16 protein-coding genes and 1 pseudogene are annotated in these 19,739 nt (G+C 66.3%); 6 read left to right on the plus strand and 11 right to left on the minus strand.

From position 1 onward, the window contains the following. Positions 1-30: 30 nt before the first annotated feature. On the plus strand, positions 31-813 hold the full coding sequence (locus FFS52_RS15785; protein WP_137810252.1) for a sulfite exporter TauE/SafE family protein: 783 nt from the start codon (positions 31-33) through the stop codon (positions 811-813). A 51-nt stretch (positions 814-864) separates the two neighbouring features. Here FFS52_RS15785 and FFS52_RS15790 read toward each other — a convergent pair whose 3' ends face one another. After that, on the minus strand, positions 865-1,818 hold the full coding sequence (locus tag FFS52_RS15790; RefSeq protein WP_137810253.1) for a DUF808 domain-containing protein: 954 nt from the start codon (positions 1,816-1,818) through the stop codon (positions 865-867). Positions 1,819-1,951: 133 nt separating this feature from the next. Further along, positions 1,952-3,271 (minus strand): MFS transporter, encoded by a 1,320-nt coding sequence (locus tag FFS52_RS15795; protein WP_249356272.1) that lies wholly within the window; start codon positions 3,269-3,271, stop codon positions 1,952-1,954. 115 nt (positions 3,272-3,386) lie between these two features. On the opposite strand from FFS52_RS15795, the gene FFS52_RS15800 reads away from it, so the two are divergent. From FFS52_RS15800 to FFS52_RS15810, 3 genes and pseudogenes are all read left to right on the plus strand, one after another. Further along, positions 3,387-5,063: an AMP-binding protein gene (locus FFS52_RS15800; RefSeq protein ID WP_068970402.1), complete on the plus strand. Its 1,677-nt coding sequence runs from the start codon at positions 3,387-3,389 to the stop codon at positions 5,061-5,063. 46 nt (positions 5,064-5,109) lie between these two features. Beyond that, positions 5,110-6,316 (plus strand): annotated as a pseudogene (locus tag FFS52_RS15805) (acyl-CoA dehydrogenase family protein). An 8-nt stretch (positions 6,317-6,324) separates the two neighbouring features. Then, positions 6,325-7,401 (plus strand): acyl-CoA dehydrogenase family protein, encoded by a 1,077-nt coding sequence (locus FFS52_RS15810; RefSeq protein ID WP_068970404.1) that lies wholly within the window; start codon positions 6,325-6,327, stop codon positions 7,399-7,401. Between the two features lie 109 nt (positions 7,402-7,510). On the opposite strand, the gene FFS52_RS15815 is transcribed toward FFS52_RS15810, so the two are convergent. Genes FFS52_RS15815 through FFS52_RS15840 form a run of 7 tightly spaced genes read right to left on the minus strand, consistent with a single transcriptional unit; the run spans position 7,511 to position 14,263 of the window. Further along, a complete protein-coding gene (locus tag FFS52_RS15815) occupies positions 7,511-8,119 on the minus strand; it encodes a 3,4-dihydroxy-2-butanone-4-phosphate synthase (RefSeq protein WP_083229323.1) in 609 nt (202 codons plus the stop codon). After that, positions 8,070-9,524: an NAD-dependent succinate-semialdehyde dehydrogenase gene (locus tag FFS52_RS15820; RefSeq protein WP_068970406.1), complete on the minus strand. Its 1,455-nt coding sequence runs from the start codon at positions 9,522-9,524 to the stop codon at positions 8,070-8,072. The genes FFS52_RS15815 and FFS52_RS15820 overlap by 50 nt, the downstream gene beginning before the upstream one ends. Before the next feature lie 26 nt (positions 9,525-9,550). Then, on the minus strand, positions 9,551-11,209 hold the full coding sequence (locus FFS52_RS15825) for an amidohydrolase family protein (protein WP_223258855.1): 1,659 nt from the start codon (positions 11,207-11,209) through the stop codon (positions 9,551-9,553). Then, positions 11,206-11,526, minus strand: coding sequence for an EthD family reductase (locus FFS52_RS15830; protein ID WP_068970407.1), 321 nt, complete (start codon positions 11,524-11,526; stop codon positions 11,206-11,208). Before FFS52_RS15830 ends, FFS52_RS15825 begins: the two co-directional genes overlap by 4 nt. A 42-nt stretch (positions 11,527-11,568) precedes the next feature. Beyond that, the gene (locus tag FFS52_RS15835; RefSeq protein WP_068970408.1) at positions 11,569-13,023 is read right to left on the minus strand and encodes a cytosine permease; all 1,455 of its coding nucleotides are present in this window, start codon (positions 13,021-13,023) and stop codon (positions 11,569-11,571) included. Further along, a complete protein-coding gene (locus tag FFS52_RS23710; protein WP_171011654.1) occupies positions 13,020-13,193 on the minus strand; it encodes a hypothetical protein in 174 nt (57 codons plus the stop codon). Before FFS52_RS23710 ends, FFS52_RS15835 begins: the two co-directional genes overlap by 4 nt. Further along, entirely contained in the window at positions 13,190-14,263 is a 1,074-nt protein-coding gene (locus FFS52_RS15840) for an LLM class flavin-dependent oxidoreductase (RefSeq protein ID WP_137810254.1), read from the minus strand. The genes FFS52_RS23710 and FFS52_RS15840 overlap by 4 nt, the downstream gene beginning before the upstream one ends. A gap of 142 nt (positions 14,264-14,405) precedes the next feature. Between FFS52_RS15840 and FFS52_RS15845 the strand changes: the two genes are divergently transcribed. Next, positions 14,406-15,467 (plus strand): AsnC family transcriptional regulator, encoded by a 1,062-nt coding sequence (locus tag FFS52_RS15845; RefSeq protein WP_223258856.1) that lies wholly within the window; start codon positions 14,406-14,408, stop codon positions 15,465-15,467. On the opposite strand, the gene FFS52_RS15850 is transcribed toward FFS52_RS15845, so the two are convergent. Then, positions 15,440-16,927, minus strand: coding sequence for an aldehyde dehydrogenase family protein (locus tag FFS52_RS15850; RefSeq protein WP_068970410.1), 1,488 nt, complete (start codon positions 16,925-16,927; stop codon positions 15,440-15,442). The two genes, FFS52_RS15845 and FFS52_RS15850, sit on opposite strands and share 28 nt — an antisense overlap. An 81-nt stretch (positions 16,928-17,008) precedes the next feature. Further along, the gene (locus tag FFS52_RS15855; RefSeq protein ID WP_083229324.1) at positions 17,009-17,521 is read right to left on the minus strand and encodes a flavin reductase family protein; all 513 of its coding nucleotides are present in this window, start codon (positions 17,519-17,521) and stop codon (positions 17,009-17,011) included. A 513-nt stretch (positions 17,522-18,034) separates the two neighbouring features. Here FFS52_RS15855 and FFS52_RS15860 point away from each other — a divergent pair. Next, positions 18,035-19,681, plus strand: a complete 1,647-nt coding sequence (locus FFS52_RS15860; protein ID WP_068970420.1) for an acyl-CoA synthetase — start codon at positions 18,035-18,037, stop codon at positions 19,679-19,681. Positions 19,682-19,739: the final 58 nt, after the last annotated feature.

Raw genomic sequence — 19,739 nt, forward strand, 5'->3', positions numbered from 1 at the left:
TGTAGATCTCGGAGGGCACCCTCGGAGACTGTGACCATCTGGGAACTAGTCGTCGTACTCGTCGCCGGCGTCGGGGCGGGCGCGATCAACGCCCTCGTGGGCAGCGGAACCCTCATCACGTTCCCGACGCTGGTCGCGTTCGGCGTCCCGCCGGTCACCGCGACGATGTCCAACGCGATCGGCCTCGTCGCCGGCGGGGTGTCCGGAACGTGGGGATACCGGCGTGAACTCGAGGGCCAGTGGCCGCGCCTCCGGTGGCAGATTCCGGCGTCGTTCACCGGCGCGATCGCCGGCTGCTGGCTTCTGCTCCATCTGCCGGAGACGGTGTTCGAGACCGTGGTCCCGATTCTGCTCGTCGCCGCGCTGATCCTCGTCGTCGCGCAGCCCTACATCCAGAGATGGGTGGGCACTCGCACGTCCCTCGGCGGAGACCTCACGCCATCGCATCTCGGTCCCCTGCGGGTCGTGGCGATGACCATCGGGACATTCGCCGTCGGTGTCTACGGCGGCTACTTCACCGCCGCGCAGGGCATCCTCTTGATGGGCATCCTGGGGGTGGTCGTACCGGACCACCTGCAACGGCTGAACGCGGCCAAGAACCTGCTGTCCCTGGTGGTCAACGTCGTCGCCGCCGTCACGTACACGCTGGTCGCGGTCGACCGGATCGATTGGTGGGCCGCGGCGGCCATCGCCGTCGGCTCGCTCATCGGCGGTTTCCTCGGCGCCAGGTACGGGCGGCGCCTCTCCCCCCGCGCGCTTCGCGGGGTGATCGTCGTCGTCGGGCTCATCGGCCTCTGGCGACTGCTTGCGTGATCCCGGGGTGCACGGTCGACGTGAATCGACGCCCAGTCGACGGGCCTCGGGTCAGTGCGCGGCGGCGGTGTCCTTCTTGCGCCGCGGGATGACGTGCAGGATCGCCACGATGATGGCACCGACCACGAGGCCGACGACGGCGGAGAGCACGGTGCCCGCCGTCCAGGGCAGCACGGCGCCGAAGCCGCCGTGGACAAGCTCTTCGAACCAGTGCTCGACGTCGTGGAGCCGATCGGCGGGCCAATGGAAGCCGGCCTCGCCGACGTTGACGATCAGGATGTGGCCGCCCACCCAGAGCATGGCCGCGATACCGACGACCGTCAGCGTCGACATGATCTTGGGCATGGCGCGGACCAGACCGCGGCCGATCTTCTGGACCGTCGGCGACTCGCGCTGCGCCAGTGCCAGCCCGACGTCGTCCATCTTCACGATGACGGCGACGACGCCGTAGACGAGCGCGGTGATCAGGAAGGCGACGACCACGAGGACCGCGAGACGGGTCCAGAACGGTTCGGACTCGACGGAGGACAACGAGATGACCATGATCTCGGCGGACAGGATCAGGTCGGTGCGGATCGCGCCGCTGACCATCGTCTTCTCGAACTCCGGACCGGCTTGGCCGGCGGTCTGCTCCTCGGCGTGGTGGCCGCCGCCGACCGCCTCCCAGACCTTCTCGGCGCCCTCGAAGCAGAGGAACAGGCCGCCGGCGATCAGCAGGTAGGGAAGCGCCTGCGGAAGGAACTGGCTGAGGATCATCGCCACCGGCAGGATGATCAGCAACTTGTTGCGGATCGAGCCCAGGGCGATCTTGCGCACGATCGGCAACTCGCGGTCGGGCGTGAACCCGTGGACATAGCGAGGTGTGACCGCGGTGTCGTCGACCACGACTCCCGCCGCCTTGACGCTGGCCTTGCCGGCCGCCGCGCCGATGTCGTCGAGAGATGCGGCGGCCGCCCGGGTGAGGGTCACGATGTCATCGAGCAGGGCGACGAGACCACTGGCCACGTGAACCTCCGGGGTTCGAGGAACTGAGTTCTCGAACAGTATGCCGAAACGGACGCGGACCACACCGTGCAGAGGCAGTCCGCGTCCGTTTCGTCGGATTCGGTTGTCGGGCGCCGGATGACGCCGGGTCGGGTCAGGTACGCGCGGGAACGGCCGGGGTGTCGTCGGCAGCGCCGCCGGCGTCGCCGAGTCCGCCGCGCTTCCGCCGGATCGTCATCAGCGTGAGCAGACCGATCGCGCTCGAACCGATGAGGAAGTAGGCGGGGGAGAGCGAGTTGCCGGTGCGGTCGATGAGCCACGTGGCGATGTAGGCGGCGGTCCCGCCGGCCAAGACCGTCGAGAGGTTGAAGCCGAGCGCGACGCCGGTCAGACGAACCTTCGTGTCGAACAGCGACGGGAACAGCGGCGCGGTGGCGACCTGGATCAGCGGGGTGCACAATGCGAACACCGCGAAGGCGATGGCGGCCACCGCCAGGCCGTGACCGGTCATCAGAGCCATCGCGGGGTAGGCGAGGGTGGCGGCGGTGAGCAGTCCGGCGATGAGGACGGGGCGACTTCCGAAGCGGTCCACCAGGATTCCCGCCAATGGCATACACGATGCGATGAAGACGATCACGCCGGCGGCGGTCCAGGTGACCGCGGTCTGACTGCATCCACCCTCGCGGACGAGGTGGATGCCGATGTAGGTGAGCACCATGTACCCGGTCGCGTTCTGAGCGATACCCAACCCGAGGACCTGCAGGACCTGGGCGGGTTGGCTGCGCAACAGCTCTCGGAGCGGCGCCTTCGGCAGTTCGCGCCGCTCGGCGGTCTTGGTGAACTCGGGCGAGTCCTCGATGCGGGTTCGCAGCCACAGGCAGAGCACCAGCAGCGGCAGGCCGGCGACGAACGGGATGCGCCAGCCCCAACTGTCCATCTGGGCCTCGGAGGTCAGTGCCGAGGTGGTCGCGACGACGATCGCAGCCAGGGCGAAGCCACTGTTCGAGCCCAGTGCAACGATCGATCCGCCCAGACCGCGACGCTTCGGTCCGACGATCTCGTAGACGTAGGTCAGCGCGCCGCCGAGCTCACCGCCCGCCGAGAAGCCCTGGAGCAACCGGGCGATGACCAGCAGGATCGGCGCGAGGACCCCGACCGCGGCGTAAGTGGGCAGCAGGGCCATGAGCGTGGTGCCCACACCCATCAGGATCACCGACACCAGGAGCGCTCGTTTGCGGCCGAAGCGGTCGCCGAGACGTCCGAAGAAGATGCCGCCGATCGGCCGCATCAGATATGCCGACGCGAAGACGGCGAGGCTGGACAACAGCGAGGCGGTCGGGTCATCGCTGGGGAAGAACAGCGGGCTGACCACGACCGCGAGGTACGCGTACACCGTCAGGTCGTAGTACTCGACCACCGTTCCGATGCCGGCCGCGACGACCGCTCGCCGGCTCCGTCGATCCTGGGATGCCATGAGGTCTCTTTCTGGGAATGGACTCTGGGGGCACTAATATGTACATATTTAGTGAGACGTGGGTTACTGTAGAACGCGTCACGAGCAATCGGCAAGAGCATCCGGAGGAATCACCATGCGTCCCAAGCACTCTCCACGTCCTGATCTCGCCGTGCGCTACCGGGCGGCGGGGCATTGGCGCGACCAGACGGTCGACCACTTCCTCGAGCGGGCCGCCGCGCGGTATCCCGACACGGTCGCGGTCATCGACGGCGACCGGCGGCTGACCTTCGCCGATGTGGAACAGCAATCCCTGCGCTTGGCCGCGGCGCTCCACGACCGCGGTGTGCAGCCGGGCGACGTGGTGTCGTTCCAGCTCCCCAACTCGGCCGAGGCGGTCGTCGTCTTCCATGCGATCCATCGGGTCCGTGGTGTCGCCAACCCGATCGTGCCGATCTACCGGGAACGCGAGGTCGGGTTCATTCTCGGCCAGGCAGGCACCAAGGTCGCCTTCGTTCCCGGAACACACCGAGGATTCGATCACGTCGAGATGTATGCAACTCTCCGACAACGACTTCCGGAACTGGACCTGGTCGTCACGACCGGCGGTCCAGCAGCCGACGACCAGACCGTCGGACTCGCCGATCTGATCGCGTCCGCGACGCCGGAGATGATCGAGGCGGTGCGCGCGCTGCCGCCCGCCGATCCCGACGACGTATGCCTGCTGCTGTACACATCGGGGACCACCGCGGATCCGAAGGGCGCGTTGCACAGTCACAACACCCTCGTGTTCGAGAACATGTCGATGATCGACACGTTCGGACTCAACGAGCGCGACGTCGTGTTCAACCCGTCGCCGGTGACGCATGTGACGGGCGTGAACTGCGCCCTCACCCTGCCCTTCCTCCTCGGTGCGCCGGTGGTGCTCCAGGGCGCGTGGGACCCGGAGGTCGCACTGACGAGGGTGCTCGAGGAGCGCGCCAGCTTCATGATCTTCGCGACCCCGTTCCTACGTGGCCTCGTGGACGCGGCCGTCGCGCGTGGCGTACGCACACCGTCGGTGCGCTACATCATCTGCGGGGGTGCCGACATCCCGGACTCGCTGGTGACCAGATCCACCGAGGTGCTGGGCACCGTGACGCGGATGTACGGCGCCACCGAGGGGCCGTCGGTGACGTCCGCCAATCGCTCCGACGAACCCCGCCTGCGTACCGGGACCGATGGCCGCGTGCTCGCCCCGACCGAGGTCATCGTGTCCGACGGCGCCGGGGGTATCGCTGCGACCGGCGTCGTCGGTGAGGTGCTGTGGCGCGGGCCCGACACCTTCCTCGGGTACCTCGACGCATCGCTCAACGACGAGGCCTTCACCGCCGACGGGTTCTTCCGCAGCGGTGATCTCGCCTACTTCGATGCCGACGGTGGAATCCACATCGTCGGCCGGATCAAGGACATCATCAATCGGTCCGGCGAGAAGATCAGCACCCACGACGTGGAGAACGAACTGAGTGAGCATCCCGCGGTCGCCGAGATCGCGGTCGTCGCCGGGCCGGACGCCCGAACCGGGGAGCGGGGGTGCGCGTTCGTGGTCACCCGGGACGCCGTCGACCTCACCCTCGAAGAGGTTCGAGAGTTCCTCTCCGCGAGAGGAATCGCGATGCAGAAGGTCCCGGAGAGCGTGTTCGTCGTCGACTCCCTGCCGAAGACGGCCAGCGGGAAGATCCAGAAGTTCGCCCTCCGCGACTGGACCCGCGACCGCACGACCACACCGCCGCAGATGCAGGCCGTGACCATCTCGGCGGCGCACGAACGGTGAGAAATCCAGCAGGACAGCACGACCGAGCAGGACAGGAACGACGAGAATGACGACGACCGCACCGGGCGCGATCACGCTCGATGACTACGAAGAACAGGCGCGGGCCTGGCTCGACGCCGAACTCCCGGCGCGGGCTGCACAGGAGCACGACCCGACCTACGCCATCTTCCACAACCGGACACACGACGAGGAACGTGCGCTGATCGACGCGGCGCGAGCGTGGCAGGCCCGACGCGTGGACGCGGGCTTCGGCGCGATCACCTGGGGCCCGGACTGGGGCGGACCGGGTCTCACGGCGGGCCACGAACGCGTCTACGTGAACCTCGAACGCGGATACCAGGCCCCCGACCGGCACGAGAACGTCCTGGTGACAGTCGAACTGGTGGCGCCGACCCTGCACGCACTCGGGACCGACGAGCAGCGGGAGCGGTTCGTCCGCCCCTTCCTGCGCGCGGACGAGCTGTGCTGCCAACTGTTCTCCGAGCCCGGGGCGGGTTCGGACCTGGCCGGCTTGTCGACGAAAGCCGTTCGGAGCGGGGACACCTGGCGGATCAACGGCCAGAAGGTGTGGAGTTCCGGCGCGCAGTTCTCCGAGTGGGGTCTGCTCATCGCCCGTTCCGACCGGTCTGCGCCGAAACACAAGGGCATGACCGCATTCATGGTCCCGATGGACACGCCCGGCGTGGAGGTGCGGCCGATCCGGCAGATGTCCGGCGGGTCGACGTTCAACGAGGTCTTCCTCTCCGACGTCGAACTCCCGGACTCCCTGCGGGTCGGTGCCGAGGGCGACGGATGGAAGGTCGCGCTCACCACACTCGGTTTCGAGCGGAACTCCAGCGCCGGGATCGTCAGTGCCGGCGGTAACAGCGTCGACCTCGCCCGCCTCGTCGACCGTCTCGGACTGTCCGACGACCCGTTGGCCCGCCGGCGCCTCGGCGACGCCGCGATCTATGAACGGGCGGCGGCCCTCATGGTGGCGCGCTACGCGCGAACGTGAACGGGCCGGCGCCGTCCCGGGTGTCGAGGGCTCCATCGGCAAACTCGTGTGGACGCAGAACCTGAAGCGCGTCGGCGACGCCGCGGCGTCGTTCCTCGGCGACCGGATCGTCGCCGACACCGGCGAGCCCGACACGTTCGCATGGTCGGAGCATCTGCTCGGCGCACCCGGGTACCGCATCGCGGGCGGCTCGGACGAGATCCAACGGAACATCATCGGCGAACGCGGCCTCGGACTGCCGCGCGAACCCCGCTAGGAGTACACATGCCCATCGAACTCACCGTGGAGCAGCGCGATCTGCAGGCCGCCCTCACCGATGCGTGGTCTGAACACGCTCCAGCGCAGGATGTCTGGCCGTCGATTCGGGAACTCGGCCTGACCGAGATCCCGTTTCCGGAGGATCTGGGCGGGGCCGGGTACGGGGTGAAGGACGCGTCGGTCGTGATGACCGCCCACGGTCGCTGTCTCGCTTCCTCGCCGTACCTCTCGTCGGTGATCATGGCCGGCCTCACCCTGCTCCATGCCGCCGACGACGAGGGTCGACGGGCACACCTGCCGGCCATCGCGTCCGGGGAGCGGCGCGCCGCACTCGTCTGCGGCCCCGCCGTGGTCTCCTCGTCGATCGGTGCGGCGGTCACAAATGAGGGAACGCTTGTCCTGAACGGACGGCAGGACGTCGTTCTCGACGCGGCGTCGGCCGACGTGCTCGTGGTCGTCGCGCACACCGCGTCCGGTGTGGAACTCGCCGTCGTGGACGGCGGCGCTGCCGGTGTCGGCCGCCACCAGCGTGAAAGCCTGGATCTCACAAGAGAGTTCGCGACTGTCGAGTTCACCGGTGTCGAGGCGACCCGGGTGACGGGCCCGTATCTCGAGGAGCGGCTGCGCCGGGTCCGGTCGCTGCTGATGATCGCCCTGGCTGCCGAGCAGGTGGGTATCGCCCGCCAGTGCCTCGAGATGACGGTGGACTACGCGAAGACGCGGCAGCAGTTCGGTCGCACGATCGGATCCTTCCAGGCGCTCAAACACCGCCTCGTCGACATGCTGGTTGCCACCGAGCTCGCCGAGGCGACGGTCCTCGACGCCGCGGATGTCGACCGCTTCGTCGACGCGGATCTCGCCGAGCGGGCCGCGTCGGCTCGCGTGCTGGCCTCGCGGGCCGCCATGTACGCCGCGGAGGAGGCCATCCAAATCCACGGCGGAATCGGGTTCACGTGGGAACACCCGCTGCATCACCACTTCCGGCGGGCCAAGACCGACCAGTTGTTGTTCCAGGACGATGACGTGCACGTCGACACCGTCGCGCGCGCCATGCTCGGACGGGTCCGCGCGGCGTCGGTGTGAGCCTTGCGTAGCGTTAACACGTCCCCGCACGCCGGTCGGCGTCCGGCCGTGGCGGACGGTGCTTCTCGAGGCTGGACAGACACAAGTGGTCAACGTCATCGACTGTCCGTCAGGGGCCGAGCACCGGGTCCACCGGAAGCCCGTGCCACAACGCGAATGACGCTGCGGACGCTGCGTCCAGAGGTTCCCCGGCGTCGTCGATCAACCGAGCGGCCACCGCCACCGGGGGGTAGCCGGAATCGGTGACGAGCCGGAGTGCTCGTTCCCAGAGCCGCATTTCGACGGACTCATCTCCAGAACACCTGATCGGAAGGACGTGCCCGGGCCGTACGAGGTCCGCGCACGTCGTCCGGGGATCGGCGAGCACGCGGAGAGTGCGTGCGCGGTCGCTCGCCGAAATGCCCGTTCCGATGCCGGAGGCTGCGTCGACCGCCACGGTGAATGAAATACCCGAGCTCTCCGCCGTTAGCACCGGCTGATCGGGGATCCGCAGAGAGTCGAGCAGAGTCGACGGCATGACCGCGTGTACTAGGCCCGACGAGTGCCGGATCACGAAGTGGATAGCGGCCGGCGTGGCGATCGCGGCTGGGAGGATCACGACCGCTCCGTCGGAGTCGGTGAGCACGGCGGCCGACGGCACGGCTGGTGGTCGCGTTCCGACCACGGGCTCATCGCAGAGCGATGTATTTCGTTTCAAGGTATTCCTCGATTCCCTCACTACCGCTCTCCCTTCCCAAGCCCGACTCCTTGACGCCGCCGAACGGAGCGGCCACGTCGGAGATGATGCCGCGATTCACCCCGACCATCCCGGCTTCGAGTGCTCCCGATACACGGAGGGCTCGATCCAGGCCGTCGGTGAAGATGTAAGCGGCGAGTCCGTACTCCGTCGCATTTGCCGCTGCGATGACCTCCTCCTCGCGGTCGAAACCGATGACGGCCGCAACTGGTCCGAAGATCTCCTCGGTGAGAAGTCGTGCGTCGGAGGGAATCTCGGACAACACGGTTGGCTCGAAGAAGTAACCGGCTCCTTCGACGGTCCGTCCGCCGGTGTGCACCCGCGCCCCCTTTGTCACTGCGTCGCCGACGAGGCCGGCGACGACGTCTCGCTGCCGTTCGCTGATCAGTGGCCCAAGCTGGGTGGACTCACTCGTGCCACGACCGAGTACGAGACCCTGCATCCGAGAGGTCAACTCGGCAAGGAACTCTGCGCGTACCGCGTTGTCGACGTAGATGCGGTTGGCGGCCGTGCACGCCTCACCGCCATTGCGCATCTTGGCCGCCATGGCCCCGTCGACGGCCGCGTCGAGGTCGGCATCGTCGAAGACGATGAACGGCGCGTTGCCACCCAGCTCCATCGAGGTGCGCAACACTCGGTCCGCGGCCGCATGCAACAGAATCTTCCCGGTCGTCGTGGACCCGGTGAAGGTGATCTTGGCCAACCGTGGATCGGCAATGATCGGCGAAGTCACCGCAGCCGGTGAAGTCGTCGGCAACACCGAGAGGACACCATCAGGAAGTCCTGCGCTGGAGATGATCTCGGCGAGTAGGAGCATCGTCAGCGGGGTCTCTTCCGCGGGTTTGACGATGACGGTGCATCCAGCCGCGAGTGCGGGTGCGATCTTCCGGGTGCCCATCGCGAGAGGAAAGTTCCACGGCGTGATGGCGAGTGTGGGGCCGACGGGTTGCTTGGTGACCAAGATGTTGCCGTTGCCCGATGGTGACCTGCTGAATCGGCCGTTGATGCGGACTGCCTCCTCGGCGAACCAGCGCAAGAACTCGCCGCCGTAGGCGACCTCGCCGAGAGACTCACTCAGCGGTTTTCCCATCTCTGCGGTGATCGTCGCAGCTATCTCGTGGCGACGTTCGGAGATGAGTTCCCATGCCCTGTGGAGGATCTCGGCACGATCTCGAGGGGCGGTCGCGGACCATTCGCTCTGGGCGGCAGCGGCGGCGTCGATCGCGAATCGGCCGTCGTCCGGGGTGGCGTCGGCCACCTCGGCGATCAGCGATCCGTCGGCGGGATCCCGGACGGGAAACGTTGCCCCGCTCGCTGACGGTCGACGACGACCGCCGATCCAGAGTTCCGCGACGCGCTTGATCGGCTGCTCGGGGGTATCGATCATCTGGTGGCTCCTCGAATAGGGTGCGGTCACGGCAGCTGGTACACCCGTGCGCCGCCGACCATGACGTCGGTCACCACGAGGTCCCGCAGGTCCTCGTGGGCCGCGGTGAGCGGGTTGCGTTCCAGGGCTATGACATCGGCCAGTTTGCCGACTTCGATCGTGCCGCGGTTGTCGTCGACGCCGAGTACCCTGGCGCCTCCGATGGTGTGCATCTGCAGGGCCTCATAGATCGTCACTGCCTGGTCCGGGGACATCACCTCGTGATGGAACGTCCAGCGGCCGACGGCGCTCGCGATCGACAGAAATGGGTTGGTCTGGCCGATTTCAGAGCCGACCCACACATCCGAGCTGCCCGACACGTTCCATCCGTCGTCGAGCATCCGGCGGAACGGGAACTGCCGGTTCTGCGCGTACTCGCCGACATAACCAGGTATGAATTCCCCGAAATTGTAGAGAAACACCGGCTGCGGTACCGGCATGATTCCCGCCGCCGACCACGCTGCCGACAGTGCGTCGTAGTCGGGGACGAAGTTGCCGGCGTGCTCGATGCGGATGGTGGGCCCGGGTGGGAGGTCGTCGATGACCCCCGCCAGTGCTTCGCACACCGCGTACTGAGCCCGGTCTCCGTTGGCATGGATCGCGAGCTGCAGGCCGGCGCGGCGCGTCTGCATGGCGATATCGGCTATCTCGGACGCACTGAGTGCGAGCTCCCCGTGCGAATGGCAGTCATCCACATAGGGTTTCGTCAGTGCCGCTCGCTTGGCCGAGTATCCGCCGTCGGCGAAGACCTTGACGCCCCGCACCCGAAACCGGTCCGGCTCCGCCCGCGGGGTCATCCAGTCCTGGTGCGCACAGGCCTCTTCGAGACTCACGGTGCCAGGACTCCAGAGATAGACGACCATCCGAGACGAGATCCGGCGGTCGGCGATCGCCTGGTCGAAGATGCGGAGACCGTCTACGGAGTCGGAGATCTCACCGATCGTGGTGACGCCGTATCTGGTGAACAACTGGGTGATTCCCGACTCGAGGGCCTCGGTGATCTCTCCGTGACTCAGCTCGGGAAAACCGATGAGCTTGTCCATCTCGGTCACGACTCCCGTGGGCGCGCCCGAGGCGTCCCGCGCAACGGACGGCTTGCCCGTGACGCTGTACTCCACGGCTTCGTAGTCGGCGGTGATCCCGGCGAGCTCGAGGGCCCTGGTGTTCAAGATGCTCAGATGGCCGCCTGCACGGATCGCCACCGCGAGATCGGTACTCACCGAATCCAGTTCGTCCCGAGTGGGAAAGCGCCGCTCGGCGAGCTTCTGATCGTAGAAGAGATTGGCCTGCCCGACGAGCCAACCGTCACGCGCCGCCCCGATCTCGTCGCGAAGCCGGTGCAGCACAGACGGAATGTCAGGGCAGCCCGGAGCTCGGACATCGACCATCTGATGTGTCGCCTTCGACGCCACCTCACTGTGCGCGTGCGGATCGACGAAGCCGGGCATCACCACTCGATCGAGCCAGTCCAGGACGGCGGTGTGCTCGCCCATCCAGGCGCTCGTGGCAACGACGTCGATGAGATCGACGATGTGGCCGCCCTTGATCACTATCGCGGTCGGTGAGTGGGGGTCCGCGTCCTGGCCGACCATCGTCAGGACGCGGCCCGCCAGGATGATGGTGTCTGCCGCCGCCGAGGGTGTCACTGCGTTTGCCCCGGTGTGCGGTCAGCTGCGGCGCGTGGGACGTGCAGCACGGTCACACCAGCGCCGGCGAAGTTCTCCAGGTCTGACACCGACTCCGTCCCGGCGTCACTCGCGAAGGATGCGTGTGCGGCAGCTTCGTCCGCGTAGGTCATCCGTGCCACCACGTAGTACGGCGAATCTGCCGAAGACGGCTTACCCCAGACGAATTCGATCAGGTCGGGAAGACGCTGCACCAGCGTCGAGTGGGTGTCGACGTAATGGGCGTCGAATGCCGTTGGGTCGTCGGGATGGTTGTACAGAACAAATACGTCATGCATCGAGAACTCCCAGATGTCGGAAACAGGCGAAGAACGTAACGGTCAGATGTGCAGCGAGGACCGGTAGCCGAAGCGGCCGGCGCGGGTATAGAAGACGCGGGTACCCAGGTAGTAGGCGACCGCGGCGACGAGCACAGTGGGTATCGAGGCGGTCATGTACTCGAACGGGGAGCGTGACACGTAGGTCACCGGGTCGAGGAGATACAGGTAGGTGATCACGCCGAGTGCGAAAGAGACCGCCGCCACCGGGTTGACGCCGCCGCAGAACCAGTAGGTCGATCGCGGCGTCGCGTCGTAGATCGCCTCGATGTCGTACCGCTGCTGACGGAGCAGGTACCAATCGACGATCTGGATACCGCACATCGGCGCGAACGCGATCGCGAGGAAGGCGAGAAACACCGAGAAGTTGTCGAACACCGGGTTCGGGAAGAATCCGACCAGGACGATCGCGGGTACGGCAGCTATGACTGTCGACATGCGCCACGACAGACCCCGGATGCCCGGTAGCTGTCGCAAAGCCAAGGTGGCGGAGTACATCCCGACGGTGGTCGTACCGAAACTGGAGACCACCACGAAGCCCAGCGCCACGATGCCGAACGCCGTTCCGCCGAGGTCGACCACGAACAACGTAGGGTCACCTGCGGAGTCGGGGACCACGAGCCCGCCATAGAAGCCGGCCAGGGAACCGAGACCCACTCCGAGTCCGAGGGCGAACACGACCGGCCACAGCGACGAGCGCGCACGTGCGCCGTTGCGGGCGATTGCCGCGGTGTAGGCCCACCACGACAGGTTCACCGAGATGAGAACCTCGAGGCCGCTGGCCCAGTTGGCCTTCTCGTCGTCGTAGGGCGCAGTGGCGGGCAAGGACATCAGGTTCGACCACCCGGTGTCCTTGACGATGAGAACGATCACCGCGACCGCGAGCAGGATCACGACTGCTGCGATGAGCCGGGTGAAGTCCTTCACCGAATCGGCGCCCTTACGGAGGATCAAGACCACCAGACCGATGGCGATGACACCGATCAGACCCACCGTCCAGCTCGGGATCGAGATGTCGACCGCTCCCGCGATCGCCACCACCGAACGGCCCAACAGAACGATCAGGTAGATGTTCCACCCGATGGTGGCGAGGTAGATCAACGCGACGGCGAGATACTTGCCTCGGACACCGAGCTGCGGGACGGTCGAGGTGACGGTGTCGAAACCGTACTTCGCCGTCACCGGTACGCACGCCAGCGCGATGAACAGGATCCCGATCAGCGAACCGGCGATCATCGCCAGCGTGCCCGGGCCGGCCTGGAGGTAATAGGACACGTACCCGCCGATGATGAAGCACCAGGTGGCCACCGCGGTGGCGACGGACGCGGTGAAGACCGACCCGCCACCCCATGTTCGGGTCGAGCGTGGCATCGGCCAGCCGTTGTCACTCGCGGACGACCCCGTGCCCGGCGAACCCGTGCCCGCGGCTCCGCCGCGGGGACCCATCGCCTTGGTCATGACAGCACCATTCCGAGAGTGATGAGCACAGCCGGGATCACGACCGTGACCAGGCACAGCAGTGCGTAGTCGCGCATCTCCAACGGAACACCCTGATTCTCGGGCTCGTTGATCTGCTCGATCAACGAGCGCAGCTCGGGACTCAGCCCCGGGTTGTGATCACTGGTCACGCCGGCCCCCTTTGTGCGTCTGCGACCTGCGGGATCACCTCGTGGCCGATGAGTTCCAGGGATTTCATGATCTTCTCGTGTCCGACACCGTCGAGCCGTAGCAACACTTCGTCGACTCCCATGTCCTCCAGTCGCTCGATACGTTCGATGAAGTCCGAGGGAGTGCCCACCATGACCGACGGGCTGTACTCACACAACCAGTCCATGTCGTCCTGGTGCTCGATCAGTTGCTCCAGGGTGTCGAGGTAGGTGTACCCGGGCTGCTTGGCGAGCGGCACATACAGATCGAGGATGAACTTGAAGTAGTCCATGGTGACGCGACGGGCCACACTCCGTGCCTCCTCGCGGTCTTCGGCGCAGTAGGCGGTGGCGACGTACAGCCCGCGATAGTTGTTGGGTGCGGCGACCGCGGTGTGGTCGGTCTCAGCGAAGGCGCGGTTGTAGTCGTCGATGCATTCCTGCAGGTAGTCGAAGCCGAAGTAGTTGTCGAAGGTGATGACCCCGATTCCCCGGACCCCGGCGTTTCCGTGGCTCTGAACGCTCGAGGCAGCGACCGAGACCGGCGGGTGCGGAGTGGTGACGGGCTTGGGGACGACCTCGACCGACGGGATCTTCCAGACCGGGCCGTCGTGCTCCAACTTCTCGTCGACCATCGCCTTCATGAGCACGTCCATCGAGTCCTCCCACTGGGCGCGGGTGTCCTTCGGGTCCACACCGAACGCGGCCAGGGTGGTGAGGTTGTTGGATCGCGCGGTGCACACCTCGGCCCGTCCGCGCGACACAATGTCGAGCGTCGCCAGTCGCTCGGCGACGAGGATCGGGTGATTCCACTTCAGCATGACCGACGCCATCGTGCGTAGCTTGATGCGTTCGGTCCGCATCGCGATGGCCGCGTACAACACCTCGGGGGCGGCCACCGAGAAGTTCGGCGGGCTGAAGTGCTGCTCCGAGGTGCCCCAGGTCGAGAAGCCGAGTTGGTCGGCCAGAGCGACCTCATCGATGAGGTCGTGATAGCGCTGCGAGACGGTTGTCCCGTTGAGGTCGCCCTCTTGCAGAAGACCGATGCGCATGGTTGAGACTCCTTCGTGTGAAAACCGTTGTGATGCTGAAAATTCGAACTGCGTTGCGGTGAGTGGTGGTTGATGGGCGTGCCCTTGGCGGGTGTCGGTGTCGTCGGATTCCGCGGTGAGCGTGCGGGGGTAGGCTCGACGGGTGGATGTCGACCTGAAGTCGCCGGCCGAGAAGGCCATCGAGGTGGTGCGAGAATCCGGACCCGACGACGAACCGCAGCGATCGGACGGGCGTTACGTCGTGGACGGCACCGACCTCGCACTCGTCGATGCTCTGCAGTCGGACGGACGTGCGCGCTTTTCCGATCTCGCCCGTCGCGTCGACGTCACGGAGAAGACCGTCCGCAAGCGCGTTGCTCGTCTGCTGTCCGAGGGCTTCATCACCATCGGCGCCGTCACCGATCCGACGAGGTTGGGTTTCGAGGCAATGGCACTGGTGCTGCTCACGGTCGACGGGACACGTCCTCCATCGGGCATCGCCGATGAGCTGTCCCGCCTTCCGCAGGTGGATTACGTGACTGTGACCACCGGTCCTTTCATGATCCAGGTCGAGCTCATCTGTGTCGACAACGTTGAACTCAGAAGGGTTGTCGCACAGTCCATTCGTCCTACTGCCGGCGTGGCCACGGCCGAGGTACTGCCGTTCCTACGTATCCACTACCAGCAGGCCAGGTTCCATCGCGATGACTCCCGGGAGTCGGGAGTGCGCCCGCGCGAACTGGATTCGCTCGATCAACAGATCGTTGCCGGTCTCGCCGTCGACGGACGTGTGTCGTTTCGTGAACTGGCGCGTGGTCTCCAGGTCTCGGAGGCCGCCATCCGGCAGCGCTACGCGAAACTCACCGAATCCGGTGCCGTACACGTGATGGCCATCGTGAATCCGCTTCGTATGGGATTCACCCACACCTGCTGGGCGGGTATTCGTCTCGCGTCCGGGGCCCGCGCGCGGGATGTCGCCGAGGCTCTCACGGAATTGCCCCGGACCTCTTATGTCGCCCTGACCGTTGGACGGTACGACGTGCTTGCCGAACTGGTCACGGCCTCCGGTGAGGAGTTGCTCGCCGTTCTCGACGACGGCGTCCGCGTGATCCCCGGCGTCGGCGCGGTGGAAGTCCTGGTTTACGAACAGCTGCACTACAAAACGCTGCTGCCCCGACCCGAGGACGCCGCCGACGATCATGACAGCGACATCCAGACTGTCTGAGTGTCGACGTACTTGTCGAGAGCTTCGGGGCCGCAATCGCGACCGATGCCGGAACTCTTGAACCCACCGAACGGTGCTGCCGCGTTGTAGTCGGCGTACGTGTTGACCCACACGGTGCCGGCTCGCAGACTCTGGGCCACGTTGTGCGCTTTGCGGACGTCGTTGGTCCACACGCCCGCCGTGAGGCCGTACTCGCCGGCGTTTGCGCGGGTGGTCACCTCGTCGATCGAGTCGAACGGCTGAATGACCAGCACCGGACCGAAGATCTCCTCGGCGACAACAGCGTCGGAGTCGGCGGGTCCGACGATGGCAGTCGGCTCCAGATAGAAACCGCTGTCCGACAACCGGTTACCCCCGAAAGCGATGGTTGCGCCGGTCTGCTGGACCGACGCGAGGTAACCCTCGACCTTGTCGCGGTGCTGACCTGAGACGAGGGGACCCATGGTCGTCGCGCGGTCCAGGCCCGGTCCGATCTCGAGCGCTGCGGCATGGGCCGCGACGATCTCGAGAACCTGATCGAGCGCGGCGCGCTCCACCATCAGTCGTGACCCGCTGAAGCACACCTGGCCGCTGTAGAAGAAGGCGGTGGTGGCGGCCGCCGCAGCGGCCTTCTCGACGTCGGCGTCGGCGAAGATGATGTGGGGGTTCTTGCCGCCGAGTTCGAGAGATGCATGCTTCAGCATCCGGCCGGCCTCGGCTCCCAAATGGCGACCGACCCGCGCGGAGCCGGTGAACGAGATCTTGGCGACATCGGGATGCGAGATCAATGACTGCCCGGTGCTCTGACCCGATCCGGTGACCACATTGACCACGCCCTCGGGCAGTCCGGCCTCGAGCGCGAGTTCGGCGAGTCGAATCGTCGAGAGTGAGGTCAGCTCGGAGGGTTTGAGGACGACAGTATTGCCCGCCGCAAGTGCCGGAGCGATCTTGATCGCTGCCTGGCAGAGCGGAAAGTTCCACGGGGTGATGGCTGCAACGACACCGAGAGGGAGCTTCCGGGTGTAGACGTGAGCGCCAGGCGTCGAGACCGGCACGGTCTGACCTGCCAGTTTGGTGGGCCAGCCGGCGAAATAGCGGAACTGTTCCACGGCGAGGGGCAGATCGACGGCCTCGACATAGCTGACTGGCTTACCGCCCTCGAGCGCATCGTAGGCCGACAGCTCGGGACCGTTCGCCTCGATCAGGTCGGCGAATCGATGCAGGATCCGTTCGCGCAGGCCGGGCAGCATCGTCGACCACGACGAGTCGAAGGCGCGCTGAGCCGACGAGACCGCTGCGTCGACCGTGGCGGTGTCGGCCTCGGCAACAGTCGTCAGCGTTTGACCGGTCGAGGGATCGATGGTGGACAACACCTCTGCGGACTCGACGCGCTCGTTCCCGTCGATGAACGAGCCGTGCGGTCGGGACGCGAAAGCGAGGACGTTGTCCGGGGCAGTGGTGGACGGGGGACTGATGGTCATTCGGTCGACTCCTCAGGAGAGCGGATGGGGGACAAGCGGGACAGTCACAATCGGGAGGGGCAAGCGATTCGAACCTGGTGGTCATGCGGGGATCGTCGGGCGCATCCGCCACCGGTGATAGACCACCGGCGGGCGATCGGCCGAGTGTTCGATGGCGTGAATCATGCCGACGACGATCGTGTGATCACCTCCGACGCAGAAGGATTCGACGGTGCAGTCGAATACCACCGAGGCGCCGGCGATCAGCGGCTGTCCCGAAGCCGAGTACGTCCAATCGGTGCCGTCGAACTTGGCGGCACCTTTGGTCGCGAAGGCCATGGCGGTGTCCTGAAGGCCGTCCGACACGATGTGGACCACAAATCGCCGGCCGGGTCCGAGCGCGGCCAGGGTGTCCGAAGCCTCGTCCAGACACACCAGGAGCATCGGCGGGTCTTGGGAGAGCGAGGTGACGGCGGAGACGGTTGCGCCGTGCGGAACACCCGCCGCGGACGTGGTGGTGATTATCGAGACCGCAGCGGGCAGGTCCGCCATGGCGGCGCGGAACGCCTCGGAGCTGACGCTGGAGAAGTGGCGCGCATCACTTGTTGTAGCCATAAGAGGACCATAATGCGAACAAATTCACCTACGCAAGACCTGAATGCGAAGTTAACGCCCGTAACACGACTGTTTCACGCGCGACCTCTCAGTGGCACGTGCCGCATGCGAACTTTCCCGCTACGGGATCTCGATGTCGGCGGTTCTCATTCGACCCACGTGCGGTGCTCGCCGGCGTGGCTACGGTCCAGGCCTTCGAGGGGGTAACGCCAAGAATGCACCGGCGCCCACGGCGGGCCCGGCCCGCCGATCTGATGACGTGGGTTGTCAGACTTGGTAGCCTGTCGCCACGAGGTCGCCGTTCGACGGGGTACCACGTGGGCCGCGATCGGCGTCCCGGGCGAGAGATGGATTGAATAATGAAGCGCAACAATCGGATTGGCTGAAACAGGCATTGATCGGCGCGGCCGGCAATATCCTGCATCTGCGACGCGACTGCTGGCCCGGTTCGTGGAGTGCAGCCGGATCCGAAGAGAGCGACGACGCGGCCCAGCCGCGAAAGGTGGGGTGGACATGGTCTCGGTGACCGGTGCGGTCGGCACGGTGGTCGAATCGGCACAGGACGCGTTCGGCGCGTTCCAGGTGCTGCGGCGGTCGGGTCTGGTGGATCCAACGGAACCCAAGGAGCTGCTGACCACGGTCAAGCGTGCCAAGATCATCGGGCCGTGTGCGGCGGCGGTGGCGCACGGCGCCGACGAGTACCCCGAGGCCGGAGCCGTCGCCGACGAACACGGCGAGCTCACCTTCGGTGAACTCAATGCGCACGCCAACGCACTCGCCAACCACCTGCTCGCGTCGGGCATCAAGCCGGGAGCGGTCATCGGCGTCATCGCGCGGGACCACCGAGGGCTGCTGACCACCATGAGCGCCGCGGGCAAGGCCGGGTTCCGCCTGGCCATGATGAACACCGGCTTCGGCAAGACGCAGTTCGCCGAGGTCGCCGAGCGCGAGAAGATCGTCGCGATGCTCTACGACGAGGAGTTCACCGACCTCGCCGACTCCCTCCCCGCCGACACCTTGCGCATCGTCACCTGGATCGACGGCAACCGCCCCGTCGGTGACGGCGTCCAGACCCTCGACGACATCGCGGCCACCGGCGATACGTCGACTCCGCCCGAACCCGCCGCGTGGGGCGGACTCGTCATCCTCACCAGCGGCACGACCGGGCTGCCCAAGGGCGCCCAGCGGTCGAAGATGTCGCCGTTCGCCAGTGCGCTTCTGCTGGACCGGATCCCGTTGCCGCAGCGCAGCGCCATGGTGATCGTCTCACCGATCTTCCACTCCACCGGTTTCGCGCTGTGGGGGGTGGGGACGGCGCTGGGCAACAAGACCGTGGTGATGCGCCGGTTCGACGCCGAGAAGACCCTCGCCGCGATCGCCGACCACAAGGCCGAGGTGCTGGTCGCGGTCCCGACCATGCTGCACCGCATGGTCGCACTGGGCCCCGACGTCATCGGCAAGTACGACTTGTCGTCGCTGAAGATCGTCGTGCTCGCGGGTTCGGCTCTGTCACCGACCCTTTCGGAAGCCATTCAGGACACGTTCGGTGACGTACTCTACAACCTCTACGGCTCCACCGAGGTCGCGATCGCAACGGTCGCGCAACCAAAGGAGCTGCGTCTGGCGCCGGGGACGGTGGGCCGCGCACCGGTCACCAGCCGACTCGCGCTCTTCGACGACAAGGGCAACCGGATCTCCGGGACCAACATGCGCGGCAGGCTTTTCGTGCGCAACGGGGCCCCGTTCGAGGGCTACACCGACGGACGCAACAAGGAGATCATCGACGGCTACATGTCCACCGGAGACATGGCCCGATTCGACGAGCACGGACTCCTCCACATCGACGGCCGCGACGACGACATGATCGTCTCCGGCGGCGAGAACGTCTACCCGCTCGAGGTGGAGAACCTGCTCGGTGAGCATCCCGACATCGACGACGTGGCGGTCATCGGCGTCGACGACGACGAATACGGAAAGCGGTTGCGCGCCTTCATCGTCGCCGCCGATCATGCGAACCCCACGCCTGAGGACATCAAGGAGCACGTCAAGAAGCACCTCGCCCGGTACAAGGTGCCCCGCGACGTCGTCTTCGTCGATGACCTGCCCCGCAACCCCACCGGCAAGCTCGTCCGCCGGCACCTCCCGACCGGCCCGCTCTGACCCTTCGAGGCTCGTCGTTTGCGCTCCTCGCACCTCAGGGAGCAGGGGGTTGGCTCGC

This window comes from Gordonia sp. ALPHA1B1 (assembly GCF_005502615.1).
Classification (GTDB): domain Bacteria; phylum Actinomycetota; class Actinomycetes; order Mycobacteriales; family Mycobacteriaceae; genus Gordonia; species Gordonia hongkongensis.

What these genes read in the sequence shown, in the direction of transcription:
- FFS52_RS15795 (WP_249356272.1), bottom strand. Translation starts at nt 3,271, where the DNA reads ATGGCATCCCAGGATCGACGGAGCCGGCGAGCGGTCGTCGCGGCCGGC.
- FFS52_RS15840 (WP_137810254.1), bottom strand. Translation starts at nt 14,263, where the DNA reads ATGCGCATCGGTCTTCTGCAAGAGGGCGACCTCAACGGGACAACCGTC.
- FFS52_RS15855 (WP_083229324.1), bottom strand. Translation starts at nt 17,521, where the DNA reads ATGGCTACAACAAGTGATGCGCGCCACTTCTCCAGCGTCAGCTCCGAG.
- FFS52_RS15800 (WP_068970402.1), top strand. Translation starts at nt 3,387, where the DNA reads ATGCGTCCCAAGCACTCTCCACGTCCTGATCTCGCCGTGCGCTACCGG.
- FFS52_RS15835 (WP_068970408.1), bottom strand. Translation starts at nt 13,023, where the DNA reads ATGACCAAGGCGATGGGTCCCCGCGGCGGAGCCGCGGGCACGGGTTCG.
- FFS52_RS15820 (WP_068970406.1), bottom strand. Translation starts at nt 9,524, where the DNA reads ATGATCGATACCCCCGAGCAGCCGATCAAGCGCGTCGCGGAACTCTGG.
- FFS52_RS15850 (WP_068970410.1), bottom strand. Translation starts at nt 16,927, where the DNA reads ATGACCATCAGTCCCCCGTCCACCACTGCCCCGGACAACGTCCTCGCT.
- FFS52_RS15860 (WP_068970420.1), top strand. Translation starts at nt 18,035, where the DNA reads ATGGTCTCGGTGACCGGTGCGGTCGGCACGGTGGTCGAATCGGCACAG.
- FFS52_RS15810 (WP_068970404.1), top strand. Translation starts at nt 6,325, where the DNA reads ATGCCCATCGAACTCACCGTGGAGCAGCGCGATCTGCAGGCCGCCCTC.
- FFS52_RS15830 (WP_068970407.1), bottom strand. Translation starts at nt 11,526, where the DNA reads ATGCATGACGTATTTGTTCTGTACAACCATCCCGACGACCCAACGGCA.